Genomic DNA, 20,260 nt, shown 5'->3' with positions numbered 1-20,260 from the left:
TGCTGTAATAAAAAAAGAAAAAGAGTACCTACAAAATTACATTAATCCCTTGTCTGTTTCATAAGAATAGAGAGGGAATGAGGGAGAGTCAACTGAAAATCGGATTGCTTTCATCACTGTTGTTGATTCCCAGGATTTCAGAATGTTTTTTGTTTCACTGTTTCGCTTGGCAATTATTTGTTAGAACAGCAATCCGAGGCTTATTGAGGCCATTTTGTTGTGCAGATCGGGTTCTGATTTGTATACCTCAACAAATCCCATATCGTAGTTTAAACCTACCTGTAAAGCCTTTTGGTTAAATACCGGAAACTCCATTCCCAATTCCAGTCCTAAACCGGCATCAAAATCTTTTGTGTCACTTTTCATATTGAACTTGGCATCATCCAGCTTTCCTTCAGCATCAAGCATGTAGCTTAAATACGGACCAACTGCAAAATACAAGCGTTGACCTTTTTTGAAACCGGCCTTTTCTCCTGCCGAAAATTCGGCTTTTACGGGCAACGATAAATACTGAAGTTTGTTCGTTACATCTAAATTGTCTTCGGTAAAACTGCGGCCTTTTTGTTGATACTCCAAACCACTTTTCAGGGCAAAACCTTCTGTAATCTGGTATTTTCCAACCAAACCAATAGTTGGGCTAAAACGCACATCGCAGTTATTGGCCAATTCCAGTAAATCTGACTGGCAGGCTGCACCGGCACCAATTTTAATTCCGTAACTCATTTGAGCTGATGATACCAGCGAAATTCCCATAGTTAAAACTCCAACCAGCATCAGGCTGTAGAGTCCTTTTCTTAAATTGTTTGTTTTCTGTTTCATTTTATTCTGTTTTCTAATTGTTTGTATATTTTGAACTATAATCTAAAATATTCGAAAAATGATGTAAAAAAATTTTAGGTACAGATCCCGTAAAAGAACATATCGATAACGTTATTGATCTTTTTTACCGACTCTTCCGTGGTTTTTGTTTTGGTTAAAAGTGGAACCTCAAAACCGATCATACAAGTAAGGATCGCTTCGGCGGTAAAATTGGCGTCAACAGGTTTAAATTCCCGTTTTTCAATGCCTTCATTAATAATTCCGGCAATCATTTCAACTTCAAAATCGCGGTAGTTATTCTGGATCTTTTCAATAAATGCGAAGGTTGCCAGGAAATTATCGTTTAAAGCAGTTGCCAGGTTTCCGCGTTGTACAAATCGTTTCATGCGTATATTCACGTAGCTTCTTAACTTATTCACGGCCGAGTTCGATGCATCAATTGCCTTATTTATTTCGGCAACTAATTGTCTGGCTTCGTGGGCAACAACGGCCTCAAAAACCTCTTCTTTATTCTTAAAATAATAGTAAAGCGAACTTTTACCTTTTCCTGCAGCATACGCAATGTCGTCCATGGTTGTTTTTTTAAAACCATAACGTTCAAAAACGATTCCGGCTGCTTCAATAATTTGTTGTTTCGAGTTCGCGCTCATAACTATTTTTTCTTTATTCGACGATTTTGTTCCAAATGTACAAGTTTTTTATTTTATATATAAATAGTATTACCTGATATGAGAAAGTTTTAGCCTGAATTGTCGTTTTTTAGAATTGAAATGAAGAATGATTTTTAATTGCAGAATCCTGCGAGGGAAAATATATTGTTTTCTATTTTTGCATCCATGCAAAAATTGTTCGTAATACTATTGATTCTTGCAGGCCTTAACAGTTTTGCACAAGATGACCGCCCATTTGAACTTTGGAACAAAAACCAGGTTGAAATAGAACCCTGGGATAAGATAAGTATAACAGTAGCGGAGAAAATCCATTATTCACCAAAACGGTCAACTCTCGATTTAAAATACGGTGAAATCCTTATTGGACACCAGGTTTTAAACTGGCTGGAATACGGTGCCGGTTTTCGTTTAAGTTCTGCAAACCTTCAGATTGGTGAGTGGTTGCAGGAAAATCGCCCGATGCTTTTTGTGAACATGGGACACGATTTTGGCAAATTTGAATTTGATTTTTACAACCGTTTCGAATACCGAACTTACAAAGTTTTAAATAACTACTTCAGATATCGTCAGTCGTTACGCATGAAATTTCCGGCAATTACCGATTGGGGAATGCAATTCTACTTACAGGAAGAGTCGTTTCTAAAACTGAATGGCTACGATACACACCTTGCCCGATTTTATTCCGGATTAACCGCCTTTGAAAAGGAGCACATAGAAATAAAAATCTACTATGCGCTACAAAGACAAGAAGTGCTGAATCATTGGTTATCGGCTGATATTCTTGGATTAAATCTGAGTTTCGAAATTTAATCCCGTCTCCCGACGATTAAACTAAACCGCTGAGATGCAGTCTAATCTGTTGATTTTTAGAATTAAAAACAGATAGCATGAAAAGATTAGCATTTTTATTGGTAGTTGTTCTGGTTGGAACAACAATGGCAATGGCTCAAAACAGGGGAGGACAGCGTCAGTTCGACCCGGAGGAAATGGCAAAAAGACAAACAGAGCAGTTTAAAACCGATCTGGAATTGAACGACACTCAGGCCGAAAAAATGGAGAAGGTACTGCTGGCCTCCTACAAAGAGATGGGAACTATGCGCCAGGAAATGAGTGGTGAAGAAGACCGTACTAAAATGCGGGAGAAAATGACTGCAATGCGAGAAGATCAACAGAAAGAAATTAAGAAAATCCTGACTGAAGAGCAGTTCGCAAAGTATGAGAAATTGATGGAAGAAAGAAGAGCCAACAGAAGAAGAGGAGCCGCTGGTGGTGGCGGACAATAGCGTTGAAAAAGAATATAAAAAAGAGGATTGACAAGATGTTGATCCTCTTTTTTTATGGTATCGCGGTGACCTCTATGCTTGGAAATTTCAGAGGTCACCGGATCGGTCCCATTTTGGGTGGTTTTTTGTAGTGAATTTAATGCTGCTTGTTTATTTGAAAGATGGAGGGATTTATTTGACAATGAATCCTAATTGGGGAGGGATGCTCAAAGCCAAAAGCCTTACTCGCTTTGCTCGTTCAGTCCTTTTTGTTTTTACTTTCAGTGAAATAAATTTCCCTTCAAACCAAAACAAAAAAGCCATCCGCTATTGCGAAAGGCTTTCAGCTTTGTCGGGATGACAGGATTTGAACCTGCGACCCCGTCGTCCCGAACGACGTACGCTACCGGACTGCGCTACATCCCGAATAAGGATGCTAATTTAAGTAAAAATTAAAAAAATTTTAGCCAACAGAAAAGAAAAAATTAGCAACAACTACGTCGGTTTTATTTATTATTTTGAGCATCAGTTCAAAAGACAGATTATGAAAGAATTAGAAAAAGTGGAATTGAGTAAAATCGGCACAATTTCAACACCACATAAAACCATCGCCAACATACCAATTCAGTCGGTTGGAGCAAAAGAGTACACCGGAATCATTGAGTTGGAATCGCATTTAACTGCGGCTTTGGAAGGGCTCGAAGGTTTTTCGAATCTGATTTTGCTTTACCATCTTCATTTGGTTGACGGTTATAAACTAAAAGTAAAACCTTTTATGGACGACAAAGAGCACGGTGTTTTTGCCACACGATCACCAAAACGCCCGTCGCCAATTGGCCTGTCAACGGTTGAATTGATAAAAATTGAAGGAAACAAAATATGGTTTAAAGGTGCCGATATGTTGGACGGAACGCCACTGATCGATATTAAACCGTTTTTCCGGCAAGTGGATAACCGGCCCGATGCCGTTAGTGGCTGGCTCGATTCAAAAGATGAAGATCTGCCAACCAAACATCGTTCCGATGATCGCTTTGCGTAATTTTACTACTTATCTTTTTTACGAAAAATACCTTTGATTTTTCTCCAAAGCTGGCCTTTTTCTTTGTCTTCTGCTTTTACATCCGGACGGTCTTTCAGGTTTTCCGCCTCTTTCTTACCGAAAATGCTGGCAAAGTTAAATCCGTGTTTTTCAATATCCAGCACTTCTTTGTATTCCGGTTCGTTTAGCATGGCCAGTAATTCCGGCTCCGGATCAGGGAAAGTGCTGTATTTCAGGTGCTCAAATTTTTTGTCGCGGTACGTTTTATAAAAGAACTTTCCTACAATTGGCAAAGCCATGTACGCACCTTGTCCGTATGTTGTTGTGCGGAAATGTACACGCGGATCGTCGGCACCTACCCAACAACCGGTTACCAGCTCGGGCGTGAGGCCGATAAACCAACCATCGGAGTTGTTTTGAGTAGTACCTGTTTTCCCGGCAAACTCGCCCGGCACTTTGTAAATGGTGCGGATACCTCGTCCTGTACCACCGTCAACAACGGCTTCCATCATATTAATTACGGCCCGGCAATTTTCAGGCGACACAACCGGCTCGTAAGGCAAATCATAATTGAAAGTTTCCAGGACTTTTCCGTTCTTATCAGCGATTTGCAACAGGTAATTCGCTTGTACCGGTTTGCCATCGTTTACAATGCCTGCAAAAGCCTCAACCATCTCTTTTAGCGATACTGAAGCCACTCCCAATGCCAGAGATGGATAATCGGGCAGGTCAGCAGAAATTCCCAAATCTCGTGCAATATCAATGGTTTCATCAATTCCGGCTTCCAATAATACATCAACCGAAACGGTATTTAACGATTTTGCCAAAGCTCCTTTCATCGAGTAGTAGCCACCATATTCGTTGTGCGAGTTCCGCGGTGCCCAATCTTTATATTCCTCGTAAACCTTGTATTGATTTACAAAATAGGTATCTGCCGAAATATCTTCTTCCAAAGCTGCCAGGTACACAAACGGTTTAAATGTTGATCCGGTTTGTCGCGGTGCAGTTACGTGGTCGTATTTAAAAAAGCGGTAATCAATTCCGCCCACCCAAGCTTTTAAGTGCGAACTGTGTGGGTCGATGGCAATGAAACCGGCATTCAGCATTTTCAGGTAATGCTTTAATGAATCGAGGCGCGAAACCTCCACATTTTCAACGCCGTCCCAGGTAAATAACGAGGCATGTGTTTTTTCTGAATATTTTTTTAGCTCTTCGGAATAATTGGCGCCACTGGTGTTCTGATTTTGTATGGCACTTTTTAACACCTCCGGATTCTCTCTGAAAATATCTCTCGATTTCCAGTGGTTATCGAATACCTTTTGCAGGTTTTGCATGTACTCTTTTACCGACTGCTGTGCATAACGCTGAAGATTATAATCGATGCTTGTGGTAATCTTCAACCCGTCAGTATAGAGATTATATGGTTCGCCGTTTTCGTTTACGTTGTCTTCGCACCAATCCAGTAATTCGGGCTTTAAACGCTCAAGAAAATAGGGTGCAGGTCCCTGATTATAGGAAATTAACCGATAATGCAATCCCAAAGGTTTTTCCTTGTATTTCTCAGCATCAGCGGCATTCAGGTAATTATTTTTCACCATCAGGTCGATCACCACATTACGGCGACCCAAAGCACGATCGGGATGCGTGCGCGGATTGTAATAGTTATTGGCTTTTAACATTCCAACGATCACTGCGGCTTCATGTACATCCAAACTTTTAGGTGATTTGGAAAAGAAACGCTCTGCTGCTACTTCGATACCAAAAATGTTTTCAGCAAATGAAACCGTGTTCAGGTATAAAGCCAGAATCTCCTGTTTGTTATAAATCCGTTCTAAACGATAAGCAATAATTGCTTCGCGCAGCTTATTTACCGGCATCGAAAATGGTCCGTAATCAACCCGAGGGAAGAGGTTCTTGGCAATTTGCTGGCTAATGGTACTTCCGCCTCCGGCAGCATCGTTACGCAAAATAATCGACTTAAAAAGTACCCTTGCCAATGCAATTTCGTCAATTCCGCGATGCTCGTAAAAGCGGGCATCTTCGGTAGCAATAAGTGCATTTATTACGTTAGGCGAAATTTCATCGAATGTGGCATAACTACGGTTTTCAACGTAATAACGGCCAAGTATTTTTCCGTCGACAGAATATACTTCCGAAGCCAGCGGGTTGTTGATCTGATGTAACTGTGATTTTGACGGAACCGGGCCCAAAACGCCCAGGAAGACGAGGATAAAGAATAAACACCCAAATAAAAAGAGTACTACTCCGGCCTTAAAAATAAAGCTTAGCAGCGGATATTTTTTACCTGTTTTCTTCGATTTGCTTTTTTTTCTTTTCACCGGCTTTTTGGTCCGGGAAGTTGTATTTGTTGTCTTTTTTGCCACGCGACAAAAGTATTATTAAAAACATTGCCCTTCATTATCAAACTCAATTGAAATGAAAATATTATAAACGAGGCTTTGTTTATAGTGTAAATAATTAAACAATCATTTCTTTTACGAAATACCAGGTCATCATTCCCGATGCAATAAGTTTCAGCAATGTTCCTGCCAAAAATCCCATAAACGATCCGAAACCTGATTTTAAGGCAGCTCCCGAATCTTTTCCGGCAGTAAGTTCGCCAACTACAGCGCCAACAAAAGGGCCGATTATTATGCCAAAAGGAGGGAAGAAGAACATTCCTATTACCAAACCGATAATGCTGCCCCAAACGCCGCGTTTACTGCCTCCGAACTTTTTGGTTCCCCACGCAGGTATCAAATAATCGAGCGCATAAACTACAACGGTTATAATGGCCCAAATGATCAGAAATTTTGAAGAGAATTGGTAGCGTTCGGTAAAATGCAGCAGCAAAAGACCGATATAACTTAAAGGCGGTCCGGGAATAATGGGCAAAACGCAACCTAAAACTCCGCTGATAATAAAAATTGCTCCTAAAACGATTAATAGAATGTCCATATTTTATAATTAGTTACGGGCGTAAAAATAGTGTTATCATTTTTTCGGGTTGAATATTTTCGGTGAACAGGCGTTAATTATCGGCGTTTGCCAAACCACGGAATACTTGTAAAATACATGATCACGATTGAAAGCGCCATTACAAATGCACTAAGCAGCAAGAGGTTTGTACGCTCTAAAAGGTAGATGGAAGATTCGCGAATTTGTTGCCAGTAAGTTACGGATAGCAACACCATCGCGTTATTTATGGAGTGCCCGATAATTGCCACTAAAATATTATTGGTGCGCAACATTAACCAGCCAAGTAGCAGCCCAAGCAGAAAAGTAGCCGGCATTTGCCATGGATTCAGGTGAAACAACGAGAACAAAAGTGCTGACATAAATACGGCAACAAAACCATTGTAATTCTTTCGGAAACCATTAAAAATAAGACCTCTGAATATCAGCTCTTCAATAATTGGAGCTACAACTGCCACTTTCAGAAAAGCGCCCATAAAACCATAATCGCCTTCAAAAATACGGTCGAAAAGTTCCCAAAACCAGGGTGGGGCGGGCAACATTTTTTCTACCCAGATATTCACGTCTTCGAGAATGTTATGTGCACCCCAAAGAAATGTTACGACCGGAATAAATACCAGCGGATTAAAAAGTTTGAACGGGAAAATCTCCAAAACAGGTGCTTTGGCTTTTCTAATTCCGTAGTAAAGAATAAACACCACCGAACCAACGCCAAGCGCAATTTTCTTGATAGGATTATACAGGTATTCAGTGCCTTTATAATAATCGATAACCGCCAAGGGAAAATCAACTACGGTTTGAATAAAAATATAAAGAATTACAAGGTGAATGCCCTGTAAAATGGTTGGATAATATTTAACGCGGTACTCTTCCATACGGCTAATAAATATAGTACAATCCGAATAATTAATGTAGCTCTGAGAAAATATTTACAAACGATTTCGGGCAGGCAGCAGTCTTTTGCCGGTTTTAAACGTAAAATAACGCTGCATCAGGTAGCTGTAAACAATTACCATTATGGTAGTTATAATTTTCGACAGCGTGGCGTACAAGCCGCAATATTCTACAAAGAATTTCAGAAAAATGTAGTTCAGCAGAATTGATCCACTAACGGAAAGCAGGTAGCGAAACAATTGAATTCGTCCTTTAATTACTGAAGAAGAAAAAGTTACATATTTTGCCAGGAAGAACCCGGTTGCGAAAGTGATGGGGAAAACCATCATAAACGCTGCAATATGCGGGCTGATTGCTACAAAACCAAGGTCGACGATCTGCATTTTCAGAATAAAACGATAGAAAATAAAATACAGGATAATGTCTAAAGTTGTATTTGATCCGCCGGTGGCAGCATAACGAAAAATCTCGCGGGGAAGAAAATGCAGAAATGGAAAATAGAACCAGTCGATGAAATTCCTGATTGCGTTACCTGTTTTCTCTAAAATATCCTGCATATTTAATTTTCAAAATCGAGGAGCAAAGAAACAAAAAATACTTGGAGATTGGCGAATGACCAATTAAATTAAACGAAATGAATGAAGCCGCTTTACAATTTATCAGTTTAGCAATTTAACAGGTCTTCAATTTTTCGATTACAAATCAGGCCGTTGGCGTAACTGTTTTTTAGTTGATTGTTGTTTTTTCTTCTCCAGCCGTTTTAATTTCGACGAAATTGTGGGTTTTGTTTTTACTCGGCGTTTAACAGGAGTTAAAGCCTTTTCAATCAGGTCGATGAGTTTAACGAAGGCTTGCTGTTTGTTTTTTAACTGGCTGCGTTCGCTGCTTTCGAAAAGCACAATTACTCCATCTGAATTTATTCGATTCTTTAATTTAATGTCCAGCCTTTCTTTTTGAGATTCGGAAAAAACAGCGGTGTCATTCAGGTTAAAACGCAGCTCAATTTTCGTGTTTACCTTGTTCACATTCTGGCCGCCGGGGCCGCTACTGCGAATGGATGAAATTTTTAATTCGTTTAATATTTGGTCTTTTTGTGTTTCCGAAAGTCTCATCTTAATCCTGCTACTAAAAAAGTATCTGCAACAAAAGAACATGGATTTTTTCTATTATCAAACCATTCGATGAACTAAAACGAATCACAAATTATTACACCGACACATGAAGCCCTACTAGCGTAATCGGATAGATTGTAACCTTTACTGAGTTTAAAAGGTATAAATCACATAAAATACCGGACTCAGATTCATTGGCAGTTCAAATTATTAACCGGTTTCCCTCCAATACTTTTGAGAAAACTTTTCCCTCGCACTTGTTTTTTGTGTAAAACTAAACCTGGAGAAAGTGAAAAAAAACAAAAACTTTAAAATCGGTAATGGCTCTAAAATTGCTGTTATTGGCGGCGGCCCGGCCGGAAGTTTTTTTTCTTACTTCGCTCTCGATTTTGCCGAACAAAGAGGAATCAACATCCAGATAGATATTTATGAAGCAAAGAATTTTCATGTAGCCGGTCCGGCAGGCTGTAACCGTTGTGGCGGAATAGTTTCCGAATCATTGGTTCAGGCTTTATCCACCGATGGGATTGTGCTTCCATCGAATGTTATCCGGCGCGGAATTGAGTCGTATAAATTGCACATGGAGCAAGGTGCTACTTTGATTCAAACTCCACTAAAAGAGCAAAAAATCGCTTCCATGTTCAGGGGATTTGGACCGTTGGGAAGCGATAACATCGATTCAGTTAGTTTCGACAATTATTTATTGGAACTCTGCCAAAAGAAAGGAGTAAATACGATTTATGAAAAGGTTATTAGCCTTGAACGCAATGAATCGGGTGTTGATGTTCAAACAAAAACAAATTCAATAAGTTACGATCTTGTTATTGGCTCGGTGGGATTAAATCCCCGGTCATTTTCCATGTTTAAAAAAGTTACTCCGGCCTTTATTCCGCCTGTAACCACAAGAACTTATATCTGCGAATTTAAACTGGGGAACGAATTGATCAATCAATATTTTGGGAATTCGATGCACGTATTTCTTCTGAACCTGAAAAACATAAAATTTGGTGCACTAATTCCTAAAGGGCAATATGTTACACTGGTTTTATTGGGCAAGCAGATTACCGGAGAAATAGTTGACAGCTTTTTAAACAGCGAGGCTGTTCAACGATGTTTTCCCAAAGGACTGGATATCGACAAAATTACACCCTGCCAGTGTTTTCCGGGTATAAATATAAAAAACGCGCATTATGCTTATTCTGATCGGGTGGTGCTGATCGGCGACTCTGCATCATCAAAATTATACAAGAACGGAATTGGCGCAGCTTATATAACTGCCAAAGCGGCCGCGAAAACAGCGCTGTTCAAAGGGGTTTCGGAAGCTGATTTCAAAAAACATTATCAACCGGAGTGCAGTCGATTAAACAGAGACAATGCCATTGGCAAATTTATTTTTTGGGTTACCACGATCATTCAAAGATCTTCGGCGCTGAAAAATGGAATATTTCGGATGGTTGTAAACGAACAGGAGAAGGTAAACGACAAAAGAAGAATGAGTTCGGTTTTATGGGACACCTTTACCGGAAGTGCGCCGTACACCGATATTTTGAGGCGGGTATTGCATCCGGCAACAATAGTGTTATTACTGGCAAATACCGTGAATGGAATATTTCACCGACCTGAAAAAGGGATTGAAAAGTAATTCGTTTGGAGGGTGCTTGGTTATAGATACTCCGTATCGTTAACCATTTTTTCCAATCGCCACTCACTTAACTGTTTAACCCTATTTAAAACGTTTGATGTCACCCGGTTATGCACACTTTCCCAAATTTTATTTACCAGCTTGTTAGCCTCTTTTTCTTTTCCGTAAAAATTAAAACTAACGGCAAAAATTAACTGCGATTGGGCAATTTCTCCCATTTCTTCAATGGGTGAACGTACGTACATAACAAAAATGCCAATCGGATATCCACCGGTGCAATCGTATAATAAATAACGGGCGTTATCGAAATCAAAAGCGTCGGGAGTTCTTTTAATCCGGATTGAGTGCAGGTTGAACAAAGGAATCAGGTTCATCCCCAGAAAGCTCTTTTTAAAACCAAAAGGATACTTTTTTAGGCCAAACGGAAGAATCTCGATATTCTCAATATCATCATTAATACGTTCAACTTTGGCTACGTGATTAGGCCAGCAGGTTGAATCTCCGTTCCAGTTCAATAATTCATTAAATATGTAGCTAACCGGGGCATTCACGCCAATTTTATGAACGTTTAAAACAAAGTTTTTATTCACATCAATACCTACACGTTGCAGCACCCGTCGGTTATATTCTTTCCGGTTTTCTTCCGATTCGAATTTTATTAAAGTCGGCTTTTTGGGTTTATTAATCAGGAAGTTTTTGATGTCGGAAAATACATTTTTACTCCTCGATGGTGGATTTATATTGATCGGTGAAGATTCCTGATGATTGACCATTTAAAGTAAAAATGTTGAATTATTTCAAAAATATTTGAATCTAATAACAGCGCCATTTGCGACGATATTATTGGAATTTTAAAGTACAAAAATACCGGGTGAAAAACAATGAAGTGATGAGATAATCTGAATTACTTAATCATTTACTATTAGCCGTTTTTGCTGATATTCAGCAGTTGAGCAGCATCGTCGACAATAATATTTTTACCATTAAGCGTAATAATATTTTCCTTCTCAAACTCTTTCAGAAACTTAATGGCACTTTCTGCCGAAATAGATGCAAAATCAGCAATGTCCTGGCGGGTAAGAAACTCAAATATATTTTGCTTCAAAAACTCTTCCTGGCCCAGATAAAGCAGGGCAGAAGCCAGTTTTCCGCGCATTTGTTTGTACGAAATATTTTTGATCACCTCGAACAAATGTCGTTCGTTCTGATAATTCTGCGAAGTAATTTTTAATGCAAACTCAGGGTTGTCCAGCAGGATCTTTTTCAGGCTTTCCTTTTCGATCATACAAATCTGCGTGTTCGAGATCGCCTGTGCAGAATAAGTGTGAACCGGCTCGCCAAACACCGACGAAAACGCCAGAAATTCGCCTTCGGAAGCCACGCTGATACTCATATTTTTATCAATACCGGTTTGCAGATATACTTTTACCAGCCCCTCAACAACGTACATTACATAAGGCGCAAAGGCGCCCTGTTTAAAAATCGTTTCGCCTTTTAGATACTGAACGCGGGTTTTGTATGCATTCAGGTTGTCTAAGTTTTTTATGTTGTCGGTTAAATCCAATTCTGAATCTGATATTTCTCCAAATTTACATAAGAATTACGATTAACCAAGCTATACCAATTGTATTTCAAATTGAGCATTGGCGAAACTTTGAGACATCTATAGGTACTTAAACTATCAAACGACAGGAATGAAACTGTCAAAATTCAGTTTATGAGCCGACAGACTTCAGTGTCATTTTCTCGGATGGTATTTCCTCGTCATTTATCTTTGTCGTGTTGATTTTTCATAATGATATTGAATTTAAGAATGATTGAATAGAGGGGAGATAAAACAGAGTTGCACTACTATTTAGGCACTCTGTTTTTTACCGGACAAAAGAATCCTAAAGAGATGAAAAAAGTAGCCATACCTATAGCGAACAAAAAAATTAGCGAGTACCTGTGCGGATGTTCGCACTTCGCATTTTATGATATGGAATCAAAAAACACAACTATTTCAGAAAGCGACTCGATCGACTTCTCGAATGCAGAAGAAGTTCGGTTGTGGATTAGAAAAAATGGCATAACCGACATTATTCTTCACCGCATAAAGAAAGAATTGATTGGAATTTTCACCTCAGAGAAAATGAATTTGTTTGTTGGTGTTCCTATGGTTTCGGCCGAGCAAATTATTGAGGCCTATAGTTGTGGAAAATTAGAATCGGATAAAAATATTATAACAGAAATAACAAATTAAAACGAATACGATGAAACTATTAAGAACAGGATTACCCGAAATAGAATCGGCAGCAGAATTGGAAAAAGTACTGGCAGAAAACGAGAATGTAATGGTATGTTGTGGCCGCATGGGCCCAATGTGTTTCCCGGTATACAACGTTATGGAACGCCTGGAGAAAGAGCGTAGCAACGTAAAATTTATGGTTATGGCTTTTGATAATCCGGAGGCTGCGCTAATTCGTAATGCGCCTGAGTGCAGTGGTTTTATGGGACTTCCGTTTACCATGTATTACAAAAACGGGAAAGTGGCCAAAGCGACTACAAGTATTCAAACACAAGATCAGGTTACAGCCATTCTCGACGAGCAGTTCGGTAACTAAAAAACGATTCAATTATGGCAAAACAAGAAGTAAAAGTTAGTTGGAAAGATAAAATGGCTTTTGAGGCCGAGGTAGACGGACACAAAATAATGCTCGATGCTGCCGAAGCAGTTGGTGGCGAAGATCAGGGACCACGCCCGAAACCGCTTATGCTTACTGCACTTGCCGGATGCACGGGAATGGACGTAGTATCTATTCTGAAAAAAATGCGTGTTGAGTTCGAAGATTTCGATGTAACTGTTGAAGGAGACTTGACCGACGAGCATCCGAAACAGTATTATAAAATGAATGTTATCTATACCTTTAAAGGTAAAGATCTTCCTTTGGAGAAACTAAAAAAAGCAGTTAGTTTGTCGGAAGAAAGATATTGTGGAGTAAGTGCGCTTTACCGAAAAGCGATTGAAGTTACTTCTGAAATTAAAATTATAGATTAAAGTTATGTCGACTACATTAATTGTAATTGCTGTTGTTTTGGCCGCTTTGGTGGCGCTAATTGCAGTAAATTATTTTCGAATGAAGAATGCCAAACCGGTGGCAAACAGCAAACGAATTAAAGTGCTGAATAATAAAAACTTTAAAGCGGCAACAAAACGCGGAGTTGTGTTGCTCGATTTTTGGGCTCCCTGGTGCGGACCATGCAAAATTATTGCACCTACATTAAACGAAATTGCCGACAGCCAAACCGATTTTATGGTGGCAAAAGTTAATGTAGACCACAACCAGCAGCTGGCACAAAAATTTAAGGTGCGCAATATTCCAACCATGCTGATTTTAAAAGACGGAAAAGAAGCCGGACGTATTGTTGGTGTAAAAACCAAACGTACCATTATGAAAGAGGTTGATGCTGTAATGGCAGGATAATTAGAAAATAAAAAACCACATATACAGAAAGCTGCTTAGCATTATTTGATAAGTGGCTTTCACTTTTTTAGCGCCTTGCTCATGTTTGGTTCAGAAAAGCTGATGATGGCTAGGCAATTTTGCCCGCATTTTCAAACCTTTTAATAGCTGAAATTAAGACAATTATTTGCTTTTATCTTCTGCAGATGCACTATTTTTGCAGCACAATTTAGAACACAAAACAAATCACAGATAGAGTCGCTTTCTCGACTAATTTACAAGCCTGAAATTTTTCAGGCTTTTTTTATGCCCAAATATTTCCTGTAACACATACTATCACTTTATTCAACATATTTTTTTTGTAACTGCTTTTTGATGTGTTTGCCGCATGAAAAAGATATTTATATTGCAGCGCTTAACTAAACCAATAAAATTTCAATTTGAGGCTACAAAAAAGCCTTATAATTAGTATTTTAGAAAAATGGATACAGAAAAAATAATTATTGGTAGTGAAGAGTGGTGCGGTTTGCCGCAATTAAATATTCCGGGAGTAAAAGCCCGGATCGATTCGGGGGCAAAAACTTCAGCACTGCATGCAGTAAATATTAGTCAGTTTAAAAAAAATGGTCAGCCGTGGATCAGTTTTGATGTGCATCCGCTGCAAAAAGATGGAAAAACAACCATTCATTGCGAGGCGCCATTGTTAGACAAACGAAAAGTAAAAAGCTCGAGTGGCAATAGCGAAGTCCGCTTCGTAATAAAAACGGTATTGTCGATCGCAGGTGAAGCGTGGGAAATTGAGGTTACGCTTACCAACCGCGACTCGATGGGTTACCGAATGCTGCTGGGGCGGCAAGCCATGTCGGGTAAAATACTGGTCGATCCGGAAGAATCGTTCCATTTGGGTGAGCTTTCCAAAGAGCGAATTGCATCGTTTTACTTTACAAATATTACACGCCCCACAGGCTTAAAAATAGGATTGCTGGCCAGTAATCCGGATTTGTACAGTAACACGCGAATTATGGAAGCCGGGCAGGAACATGGCCACGAAATGGAGTTTCTGAACCTTAAAGATTGTTACATAAAACTGGATGGTAAAAATCCGGAAATGCATTACCGTGGCGGACGGGTTTTAAATGAGTTTGATGCTATTATTCCGCGAATCAGACCAAGTGCCACTTTTTACGGTTGCGCACTTACGAGGCATTTCGAAGCAATGGGCGTTTATACACTCAATTCTGCATCGGCAATTACCCAATCGCGCGATAAATTGTATGCTTTGCAGCTACTCATTAATAATGGATTGCCAATTCCTACAACCGGCTTTGCCAATTCTCCGCTCGATACCAACGAATTGATACAAATGGTTGGCGGTGCGCCGCTAATCGTAAAACTGTTGGAAGGTACACAGGGGAAAGGAGTTGTTTTGGCCGAAACCAAAAAGGCTGCTGAGAGTTTGATTAACGCCTTTAAAAGCCTTCGTGCAAATATTCTGGTGCAAGAGTTTGTAAAAGAGGCCGATGGTAAAGATATCCGTTGTTTTGTGGTAAACGGGAAAGTGGTGGCAAGTATTATGCGGACTGCAGCCCCGGGCGAATTTCGTGCAAATATTCACATGGGAGGAACAGCATCGATTACCAAAATTACTGCTGAAGAACGCCGTATAGCAATTCTTGCTGCAAAAACCTTAAACCTGAAAGTTGCTGGTGTAGATATTATCCGTGGTAAAAACGGACCGCTGTTGCTGGAAGTAAATTCGTCGCCGGGCCTTGAAGGAGTAGAAGGCGCTTCGAATAAAGATATTGCCGGCAAAATGATAGAAGCTGTTGAGCGGGACTTAAAATACCATAAGAGAGCTATTTAAGCCGCTTTCGTTGGAAAAAAATGGCAGGATAGAAAATCTATCCTGCCATTTTTTGTATAAAATTTTGCGATCGAACCGGTTTTAGTTAAACCAGCCGTCGATCATTGTTTTGTTCGCATCGTAATATTGTTGCGCACCAGCTTCTTCACCAGCGTCCGAAATTTTACCCATCAGATCGTAAAGCTGAGCTTCTTCAAGGTTAAAGTTTTTAAAGAAAGTACCTGCTTTTGGCATATCTTCGGCAAAACCTCTGCGCGAAATAATTGCACAAACATCTTTTGGGTAAACACCTTTTGGATCGTCCAAATATTTCAAATCGTTTTTAGCCCACTTAAAGTGTGGTTTCCATCCGGTAACAACAATCCACTCGTCGTTTTTAATGGCTTTCTCAAGGCTGGCAACCATTGCCGGACCACTCGATGTAATTTGCTCGAAATCCAGACCATACGCTTCAATGGCTTTTTCAGTGTTGGCATGAATACCAGCACCACTACCAATTCCGATAATCTCGCCATCGAATTTGTCTTTGTTGGCGTTCATTTCCTCAATAGAGTTAATGGTTACATACGAAGGAACTACTAAACCTGTTGTACCGCCACTAAATGATTCACCCAATTTTACCAGTTTATCGCCATAATCGGCCCAGTAATCTTTGTGTGTATTCGGCAACCACGCATCCATAAAAACGTCACCTTTTGAATTGTCTTTTGATAATTCGCCGTAGATCAGTCCAGGTTCCAGATTGGTTAATTCCACCTCAAAACCATTGGCTTCAAGTGCCACCTTCGCCAGGTGAGTAAAAGCAATTCCTTCAGCCCAGTTGGGGTAAAGAATACTTACTTCCTTTTTTTGTTCGTCACTCGATTTTTTCGATCCGCTGTTTGAGCACGAAGTAATTGCAAACAATAGTGTTGCAGCAACAAACAGAGTTCCTAATTTTTTTACGTTCAGCATAATATAATTTTTTAAGATTTATAATTTATTTTTTTGCAACAGCCTGCGTAATACGGTCGAGAATAATGGCCAGCACCACAATACCAAGTCCCGATTCGAAACCTTTGGCAATGTCGTTTTGCTGAATTCCCTGGTAAACAATGCTACCCAAACCTTTTGCACCTACCATCGATGCAATTACAACCATCGACAGGGCAAGCAGAATTACCTGGTTTACACCGGCCAGAATAGTTGTTTTTGCCAGTGGCAATTGAATTTTAAACAGAATTTGTTTGTCGGTGGCTCCGAAAGCATGACCGGCCTCAATAACATCTTCAGGCACATTTCGTATTCCCAGACTTGTTAAACGCACCGCCGGCGGCAACGAGAAAATTACCGTTGCGATAACTCCCGGCGTATTTCCAACGCTAAAGAAGAAAATGGCAGGAATAAGATAAACGAATGCCGGCATGGTTTGCATAAAGTCGAGAACTGGCCGGATAATGGCATTGGCCATGTTACTGCGTGCCGCCCAAATTCCCAGAGGAATACCAAGCAACAAAGCAATAAGCGTGGCAACAATTACCAGTGTTGTTGTTTGAATGGCTTCTTTCCAGTAGCCCATTGCCCAAATCAGCAACAAACCAAGAACAACAAACAGTGCCAGGCTTGCGCCTTTTTTGAAACCTTCTTTTTTAAAGGCCAATTTACCGGCGTTTGCATAGTAAGCACCAAAAGTTACAAGGGCAATAATTACAATGAAAGGAATGGCCAGAAACGTGTCGTTTAAGAAATCTACCGTCCATGAAATTACATCATCGATAGCTCCCCAAAGACCTGAAAGGCTTTCTTCCAGTACGTTAATTCCCTGTTCAATATATTTTCCGAGGTCTATTAATTTATCCATACTATAATTCGTTAGCTTGTTCTTTCAATTTTATCACTTCTTTTTTCTCGAAGCGGGTAGCCTCAATAATCAGCGAGGTTTGTGTAACCAGGCCGAGGAATTTCCCTGTTTCTTCTTCAATTACCGCCAGCGGGTGCCTGATTCCGGTAATCAGTGGTAGCATTTCTTCAACTGTGTAGTGTTTGTAAACACTTGGTACGTTTGTGTTTATTACCTTTTCAATCGACTTGGCCTGTTCTTTTTCAAGCTCCAAAACATCCTGTAGCCAAACATGACCAAGGAATCTTTTGTGCTCATCAACAACCGGCAACTGATCGACAGCGATAGAACGCATTTTTCGAACAGCACCTTTCGGTCCGTCTTTGTGAACTTCAAGAGCAGTATGCTTTTTAAACATTAAAGTCTCGGCAGTAATAATCGTTTTCCGGTCTACTTTCTCAACAAAGGCCTCAACATATTCGCTGGCCGGGTTGGTAAGAATATCCTCGGCAGTACCAATTTGCTCCACCACACCATCTTTCATAATGGCAATGCGGTCGCCAATTTTAATGGCCTCGTCGAGGTCGTGCGTAATAAACACAATTGTTTTGTGCAGTTTATCCTGAATTTCAAGCAGCTCGTCCTGCATATCTGATTTAATCAGCGGGTCGAGTGCCGAGAATGCTTCGTCCATTAGCAGCACTTCCGGATCGTTTGCAAGTGCACGGGCCAAACCAACGCGCTGCTGCATACCGCCTGATAATTCGGCCGGATATTGCGCTTCGTATCCTCTTAATCCAACGGTTTCCAGTGCTTTTTTCGCTCTTTCGTCGCGTGCTTCTTTTTCTTCGCCACGAAGTTCGAGACCAAAACCTGCATTCTCCAGAATAGTACGGTGGGGAAGAAGTCCAAATTTTTGGAAAACCATACTCATTTCCGTTCTTCGCGTTTCCAGTAATTCTTTATTGGTATCGCGGGTTATGTCGTGATCATCGAAAATTACTTTCCCTGCCGTAGGCTCGTTCAAGCGGTTTAAGCAGCGAATTAAAGTCGATTTTCCACTACCCGAAAGTCCCATGATCACAAAAACTTCCCCTTCTTTTATTTCGAAACTTGCACGATTTACACCCACGGTGCACTTCGTCTTTTTCAGGATCTCTTCCTTCGAAACACCTTGTTCCAATAACTTCAGTGCCTCTTGTTTGCGTTTGCCGAAGATCAGTGTCAGGTCTTCAACCTTAATTTTTGTTTTTCTATTATCCGACATGATCAAATCAATTAAAAATAGTAACCAATGTTAATGTTGAAACGGGTTTCCCACTCGGCATCAGGTGTTCCGGCTGCCAGACCATTTGTCCATGCCGGCCCGATCCACGGGTGATCTTTTCCCTGCGCCAAATCAACGTATGTGTAAACGTTTCCGGCAGTTACCAAAACTCCCGTAATATTCATAAAACTGTCTTCGTACGAATCATTGGCCTTATCCATGTACCCAAAATCGTTGTAAAACTGCAGGTTCGAAATTGGTCCCCATTCAACCGGAACAGAGTAAGCAGGCCCAATGGTGTACGTTGTAGCTTCCGAAGCCACTAAATATGGTGCTCCGTAGGCGGTCATTGCCAAACCTTCGCTATCCTGATCGGCAGGATTTTCCGGGTTCATTTTATATTTCGTAGCCTGAACTTTCAAATTGAAGTTTCCGGCATTTAACTCGTAATGCGCTGCAATTGCATAACTGTCTCCGGTTTTCTCGGTGTCGAGGTTGTAAAGGCCGCCGTACTGCGCAGAAACTCCCAGCATATGATTGGTGTTACCCGACGCAAATTTTCTCGCCACCTTCAGGTTTACCTGGTTTACTTCTTTATTTCGGTACAAACCATCGGCCGACGAACTAACATCGTACGAGTAGCGACTGTCTGAAACATCGGAACCACTTCCAAAACGAAGCTCTTCGGCATTTTTAAAGAATGCGATGGCATACATCCAGTTCTCGTCGTTGTGGGTGTATTTTATCCCCATGTCGTGATCGTCCTCTAAACCAACGTAGTAGTTAATACCAAAAAACCAGTTGTGCGAGTTGTACTGAGTAATCCCGAAAGGCACCTGCGTTAAACCAATCTGAAGGTTATTTTCGGGGGTAAAATCGTACCCAACCCAACCTTGTTTTAGCATACCACCGCCAAAACCTTCGGAATACATCCGGTATTCAGCATTCAGTTTTACGCCTTTGTATTTGGCTTTTGCATTCACTCTGAAAACATCGTAGCCAAAATCGCCACCTCGGTTTTTCTGACCTTCTTTCCACGATGAAAGATTGTAATTAAAACGAAGGGCACCACCAATTGTAACCTCAGGTTTTTCCTGTGCAAACAAATTTGTGGCAAACAATAAAATAATGAAAAATAATGAACTAAATTTTCGTAACATATAAATTAGTTTAGTGAAAAAATCGGTAAAACAGGGAAGGGGGAAGAGAGAAATTAGAGTAGTGTTACAGGAGGGACAAACCTGTCGGATCGCATCTCATAGGCCATTTTGATAGCCATAAATGCCCGCTGATTATTTTGTTTGTATGTTTTTATACGTCTTCTAATCATGCGCCGCAAAAATAGAACTATCAATCGTAATAGCCTGTCCTTTATTGCCCTCCACTTGTTAATATAATGTATTGTTAACATCATTTCTGTACGAACATTTTCCAAATCGGAAGAAAATTATG

22 protein-coding genes, 1 tRNA gene and 1 pseudogene are annotated in these 20,260 nt (G+C 40.3%); 10 read left to right on the top strand and 14 right to left on the bottom strand.

Annotation, left to right across the window (positions count from 1 at the left end):
* Positions 1–180: 180 nt before the first annotated feature.
* Positions 181–819 (bottom strand): porin family protein, encoded by a 639-nt coding sequence (locus tag QZ576_RS02325; RefSeq protein WP_297093779.1) that lies wholly within the window; start codon positions 817–819, stop codon positions 181–183.
* Between the two features lie 74 nt (positions 820–893).
* Positions 894–1,469 (bottom strand): TetR/AcrR family transcriptional regulator, encoded by a 576-nt coding sequence (locus QZ576_RS02320; protein WP_297093778.1) that lies wholly within the window; start codon positions 1,467–1,469, stop codon positions 894–896.
* Positions 1,470–1,655: 186 nt separating this feature from the next.
* On the opposite strand from QZ576_RS02320, the gene QZ576_RS02315 reads away from it, so the two are divergent.
* Both QZ576_RS02315 and QZ576_RS02310 read left to right on the top strand, forming a co-directional pair.
* Positions 1,656–2,300: a DUF2490 domain-containing protein gene (locus tag QZ576_RS02315; protein WP_297093777.1), complete on the top strand. Its 645-nt coding sequence runs from the start codon at positions 1,656–1,658 to the stop codon at positions 2,298–2,300.
* Positions 2,301–2,377: 77 nt separating this feature from the next.
* Positions 2,378–2,773: a hypothetical protein gene (locus QZ576_RS02310; RefSeq protein WP_297093776.1), complete on the top strand. Its 396-nt coding sequence runs from the start codon at positions 2,378–2,380 to the stop codon at positions 2,771–2,773.
* 331 nt (positions 2,774–3,104) lie between these two features.
* On the opposite strand, the gene QZ576_RS02305 is transcribed toward QZ576_RS02310, so the two are convergent.
* Positions 3,105–3,178: transfer RNA gene (locus QZ576_RS02305), tRNA-Pro, on the bottom strand.
* A gap of 118 nt (positions 3,179–3,296) precedes the next feature.
* Between QZ576_RS02305 and tsaA the strand changes: the two genes are divergently transcribed.
* Positions 3,297–3,791: a tRNA (N6-threonylcarbamoyladenosine(37)-N6)-methyltransferase TrmO gene (gene tsaA, locus QZ576_RS02300; RefSeq protein WP_297093775.1), complete on the top strand. Its 495-nt coding sequence runs from the start codon at positions 3,297–3,299 to the stop codon at positions 3,789–3,791.
* A gap of 5 nt (positions 3,792–3,796) precedes the next feature.
* Here tsaA and QZ576_RS02295 read toward each other — a convergent pair whose 3' ends face one another.
* From QZ576_RS02295 to arfB, 5 genes are all read right to left on the bottom strand, one after another.
* On the bottom strand, positions 3,797–6,130 hold the full coding sequence (locus QZ576_RS02295) for a transglycosylase domain-containing protein (protein WP_297093774.1): 2,334 nt from the start codon (positions 6,128–6,130) through the stop codon (positions 3,797–3,799).
* A 139-nt stretch (positions 6,131–6,269) separates the two neighbouring features.
* Positions 6,270–6,749 carry a DUF456 domain-containing protein gene (locus QZ576_RS02290; RefSeq protein WP_297093773.1) on the bottom strand — a complete coding sequence of 160 codons (480 nt, stop codon included), beginning with the start codon at positions 6,747–6,749 and terminating at the stop codon, positions 6,270–6,272.
* A 77-nt stretch (positions 6,750–6,826) separates the two neighbouring features.
* Positions 6,827–7,642 (bottom strand): CPBP family intramembrane glutamic endopeptidase, encoded by an 816-nt coding sequence (locus QZ576_RS02285; protein WP_297093772.1) that lies wholly within the window; start codon positions 7,640–7,642, stop codon positions 6,827–6,829.
* A 54-nt stretch (positions 7,643–7,696) separates the two neighbouring features.
* Positions 7,697–8,218, bottom strand: a complete 522-nt coding sequence (locus QZ576_RS02280) for a GtrA family protein (RefSeq protein WP_297093771.1) — start codon at positions 8,216–8,218, stop codon at positions 7,697–7,699.
* 138 nt (positions 8,219–8,356) lie between these two features.
* On the bottom strand, positions 8,357–8,773 hold the full coding sequence (gene arfB, locus QZ576_RS02275; RefSeq protein WP_297093770.1) for an alternative ribosome rescue aminoacyl-tRNA hydrolase ArfB: 417 nt from the start codon (positions 8,771–8,773) through the stop codon (positions 8,357–8,359).
* A gap of 289 nt (positions 8,774–9,062) precedes the next feature.
* Here arfB and QZ576_RS02270 point away from each other — a divergent pair, with 289 nt between their 5' ends.
* Positions 9,063–10,415, top strand: coding sequence for a hypothetical protein (locus tag QZ576_RS02270; RefSeq protein ID WP_297093769.1), 1,353 nt, complete (start codon positions 9,063–9,065; stop codon positions 10,413–10,415).
* Positions 10,416–10,435: 20 nt separating this feature from the next.
* On the opposite strand, the gene QZ576_RS02265 is transcribed toward QZ576_RS02270, so the two are convergent.
* Both QZ576_RS02265 and QZ576_RS02260 read right to left on the bottom strand, forming a co-directional pair.
* Complete coding sequence (locus QZ576_RS02265; RefSeq protein WP_297093768.1) at positions 10,436–11,188, bottom strand: hypothetical protein; 753 nt, start codon at positions 11,186–11,188, stop codon at positions 10,436–10,438.
* 149 nt (positions 11,189–11,337) lie between these two features.
* Positions 11,338–11,979: a Crp/Fnr family transcriptional regulator gene (locus QZ576_RS02260; protein ID WP_297093767.1), complete on the bottom strand. Its 642-nt coding sequence runs from the start codon at positions 11,977–11,979 to the stop codon at positions 11,338–11,340.
* A gap of 333 nt (positions 11,980–12,312) precedes the next feature.
* Here QZ576_RS02260 and QZ576_RS02255 point away from each other — a divergent pair, with 333 nt between their 5' ends.
* From QZ576_RS02255 to rimK, 6 genes and pseudogenes are all read left to right on the top strand, one after another.
* Complete coding sequence (locus QZ576_RS02255; protein WP_297093766.1) at positions 12,313–12,657, top strand: hypothetical protein; 345 nt, start codon at positions 12,313–12,315, stop codon at positions 12,655–12,657.
* 10 nt (positions 12,658–12,667) lie between these two features.
* Positions 12,668–13,018 carry a thioredoxin family protein gene (locus tag QZ576_RS02250; RefSeq protein WP_297093765.1) on the top strand — a complete coding sequence of 117 codons (351 nt, stop codon included), beginning with the start codon at positions 12,668–12,670 and terminating at the stop codon, positions 13,016–13,018.
* A gap of 14 nt (positions 13,019–13,032) precedes the next feature.
* A complete protein-coding gene (locus QZ576_RS02245) occupies positions 13,033–13,452 on the top strand; it encodes an OsmC family protein (protein WP_297093764.1) in 420 nt (139 codons plus the stop codon).
* Between the two features lie 4 nt (positions 13,453–13,456).
* The gene (gene trxA / locus QZ576_RS02240; protein WP_297093763.1) at positions 13,457–13,879 is read left to right on the top strand and encodes a thioredoxin; all 423 of its coding nucleotides are present in this window, start codon (positions 13,457–13,459) and stop codon (positions 13,877–13,879) included.
* A gap of 460 nt (positions 13,880–14,339) precedes the next feature.
* Positions 14,340–14,744: pseudogene (locus QZ576_RS22525) on the top strand (ATP-dependent zinc protease); the annotation flags it as partial.
* Between the two features lie 63 nt (positions 14,745–14,807).
* Positions 14,808–15,722 carry a 30S ribosomal protein S6--L-glutamate ligase gene (rimK, locus tag QZ576_RS02235; protein WP_367270438.1) on the top strand — a complete coding sequence of 305 codons (915 nt, stop codon included), beginning with the start codon at positions 14,808–14,810 and terminating at the stop codon, positions 15,720–15,722.
* Between the two features lie 81 nt (positions 15,723–15,803).
* On the opposite strand, the gene QZ576_RS02230 is transcribed toward rimK, so the two are convergent.
* From QZ576_RS02230 to QZ576_RS02215, 4 genes are read right to left on the bottom strand one after another with little or no spacing between them, the layout of a single operon-like run.
* Positions 15,804–16,676, bottom strand: a complete 873-nt coding sequence (locus tag QZ576_RS02230) for a glycine betaine ABC transporter substrate-binding protein (RefSeq protein WP_297093761.1) — start codon at positions 16,674–16,676, stop codon at positions 15,804–15,806.
* Between the two features lie 25 nt (positions 16,677–16,701).
* A complete protein-coding gene (locus tag QZ576_RS02225) occupies positions 16,702–17,562 on the bottom strand; it encodes a proline/glycine betaine ABC transporter permease (RefSeq protein WP_297093760.1) in 861 nt (286 codons plus the stop codon).
* Position 17,563: 1 nt separating this feature from the next.
* Positions 17,564–18,808: a glycine betaine/L-proline ABC transporter ATP-binding protein gene (locus QZ576_RS02220; protein ID WP_297093759.1), complete on the bottom strand. Its 1,245-nt coding sequence runs from the start codon at positions 18,806–18,808 to the stop codon at positions 17,564–17,566.
* An 11-nt stretch (positions 18,809–18,819) separates the two neighbouring features.
* Positions 18,820–19,968, bottom strand: a complete 1,149-nt coding sequence (locus QZ576_RS02215) for a hypothetical protein (protein WP_297093758.1) — start codon at positions 19,966–19,968, stop codon at positions 18,820–18,822.
* Positions 19,969–20,260 lie beyond the last annotated feature (292 nt).

Origin of the sequence: uncultured Draconibacterium sp. (genome assembly GCF_913060805.1) — a bacterium.
Taxonomy (GTDB): domain Bacteria; phylum Bacteroidota; class Bacteroidia; order Bacteroidales; family Prolixibacteraceae; genus Draconibacterium.
Note: the sequence above shows the minus strand (reverse complement) of the source record. Positions and strands in the feature narration are given on the sequence as shown.

Coding starts and splice junctions, on each gene's coding strand:
- QZ576_RS02255 (WP_297093766.1), top strand. CDS start 12,313: ATGAAAAAAGTAGCCATACCTATAGCGAACAAAAAAATTAGCGAGTAC.
- tsaA (WP_297093775.1), top strand. CDS start 3,297: ATGAAAGAATTAGAAAAAGTGGAATTGAGTAAAATCGGCACAATTTCA.
- QZ576_RS02215 (WP_297093758.1), bottom strand. CDS start 19,968: ATGTTACGAAAATTTAGTTCATTATTTTTCATTATTTTATTGTTTGCC.
- QZ576_RS02220 (WP_297093759.1), bottom strand. CDS start 18,808: ATGTCGGATAATAGAAAAACAAAAATTAAGGTTGAAGACCTGACACTG.
- QZ576_RS02315 (WP_297093777.1), top strand. CDS start 1,656: ATGCAAAAATTGTTCGTAATACTATTGATTCTTGCAGGCCTTAACAGT.
- QZ576_RS02225 (WP_297093760.1), bottom strand. CDS start 17,562: ATGGATAAATTAATAGACCTCGGAAAATATATTGAACAGGGAATTAAC.
- QZ576_RS02265 (WP_297093768.1), bottom strand. CDS start 11,188: ATGGTCAATCATCAGGAATCTTCACCGATCAATATAAATCCACCATCG.
- QZ576_RS02285 (WP_297093772.1), bottom strand. CDS start 7,642: ATGGAAGAGTACCGCGTTAAATATTATCCAACCATTTTACAGGGCATT.
- QZ576_RS02280 (WP_297093771.1), bottom strand. CDS start 8,218: ATGCAGGATATTTTAGAGAAAACAGGTAACGCAATCAGGAATTTCATC.
- QZ576_RS02310 (WP_297093776.1), top strand. CDS start 2,378: ATGAAAAGATTAGCATTTTTATTGGTAGTTGTTCTGGTTGGAACAACA.
- QZ576_RS02320 (WP_297093778.1), bottom strand. CDS start 1,469: ATGAGCGCGAACTCGAAACAACAAATTATTGAAGCAGCCGGAATCGTT.
- QZ576_RS02250 (WP_297093765.1), top strand. CDS start 12,668: ATGAAACTATTAAGAACAGGATTACCCGAAATAGAATCGGCAGCAGAA.
- QZ576_RS02230 (WP_297093761.1), bottom strand. CDS start 16,676: ATGCTGAACGTAAAAAAATTAGGAACTCTGTTTGTTGCTGCAACACTA.
- QZ576_RS02290 (WP_297093773.1), bottom strand. CDS start 6,749: ATGGACATTCTATTAATCGTTTTAGGAGCAATTTTTATTATCAGCGGA.
- trxA (WP_297093763.1), top strand. CDS start 13,457: ATGTCGACTACATTAATTGTAATTGCTGTTGTTTTGGCCGCTTTGGTG.
- arfB (WP_297093770.1), bottom strand. CDS start 8,773: ATGAGACTTTCGGAAACACAAAAAGACCAAATATTAAACGAATTAAAA.
- QZ576_RS02325 (WP_297093779.1), bottom strand. CDS start 819: ATGAAACAGAAAACAAACAATTTAAGAAAAGGACTCTACAGCCTGATG.
- QZ576_RS02245 (WP_297093764.1), top strand. CDS start 13,033: ATGGCAAAACAAGAAGTAAAAGTTAGTTGGAAAGATAAAATGGCTTTT.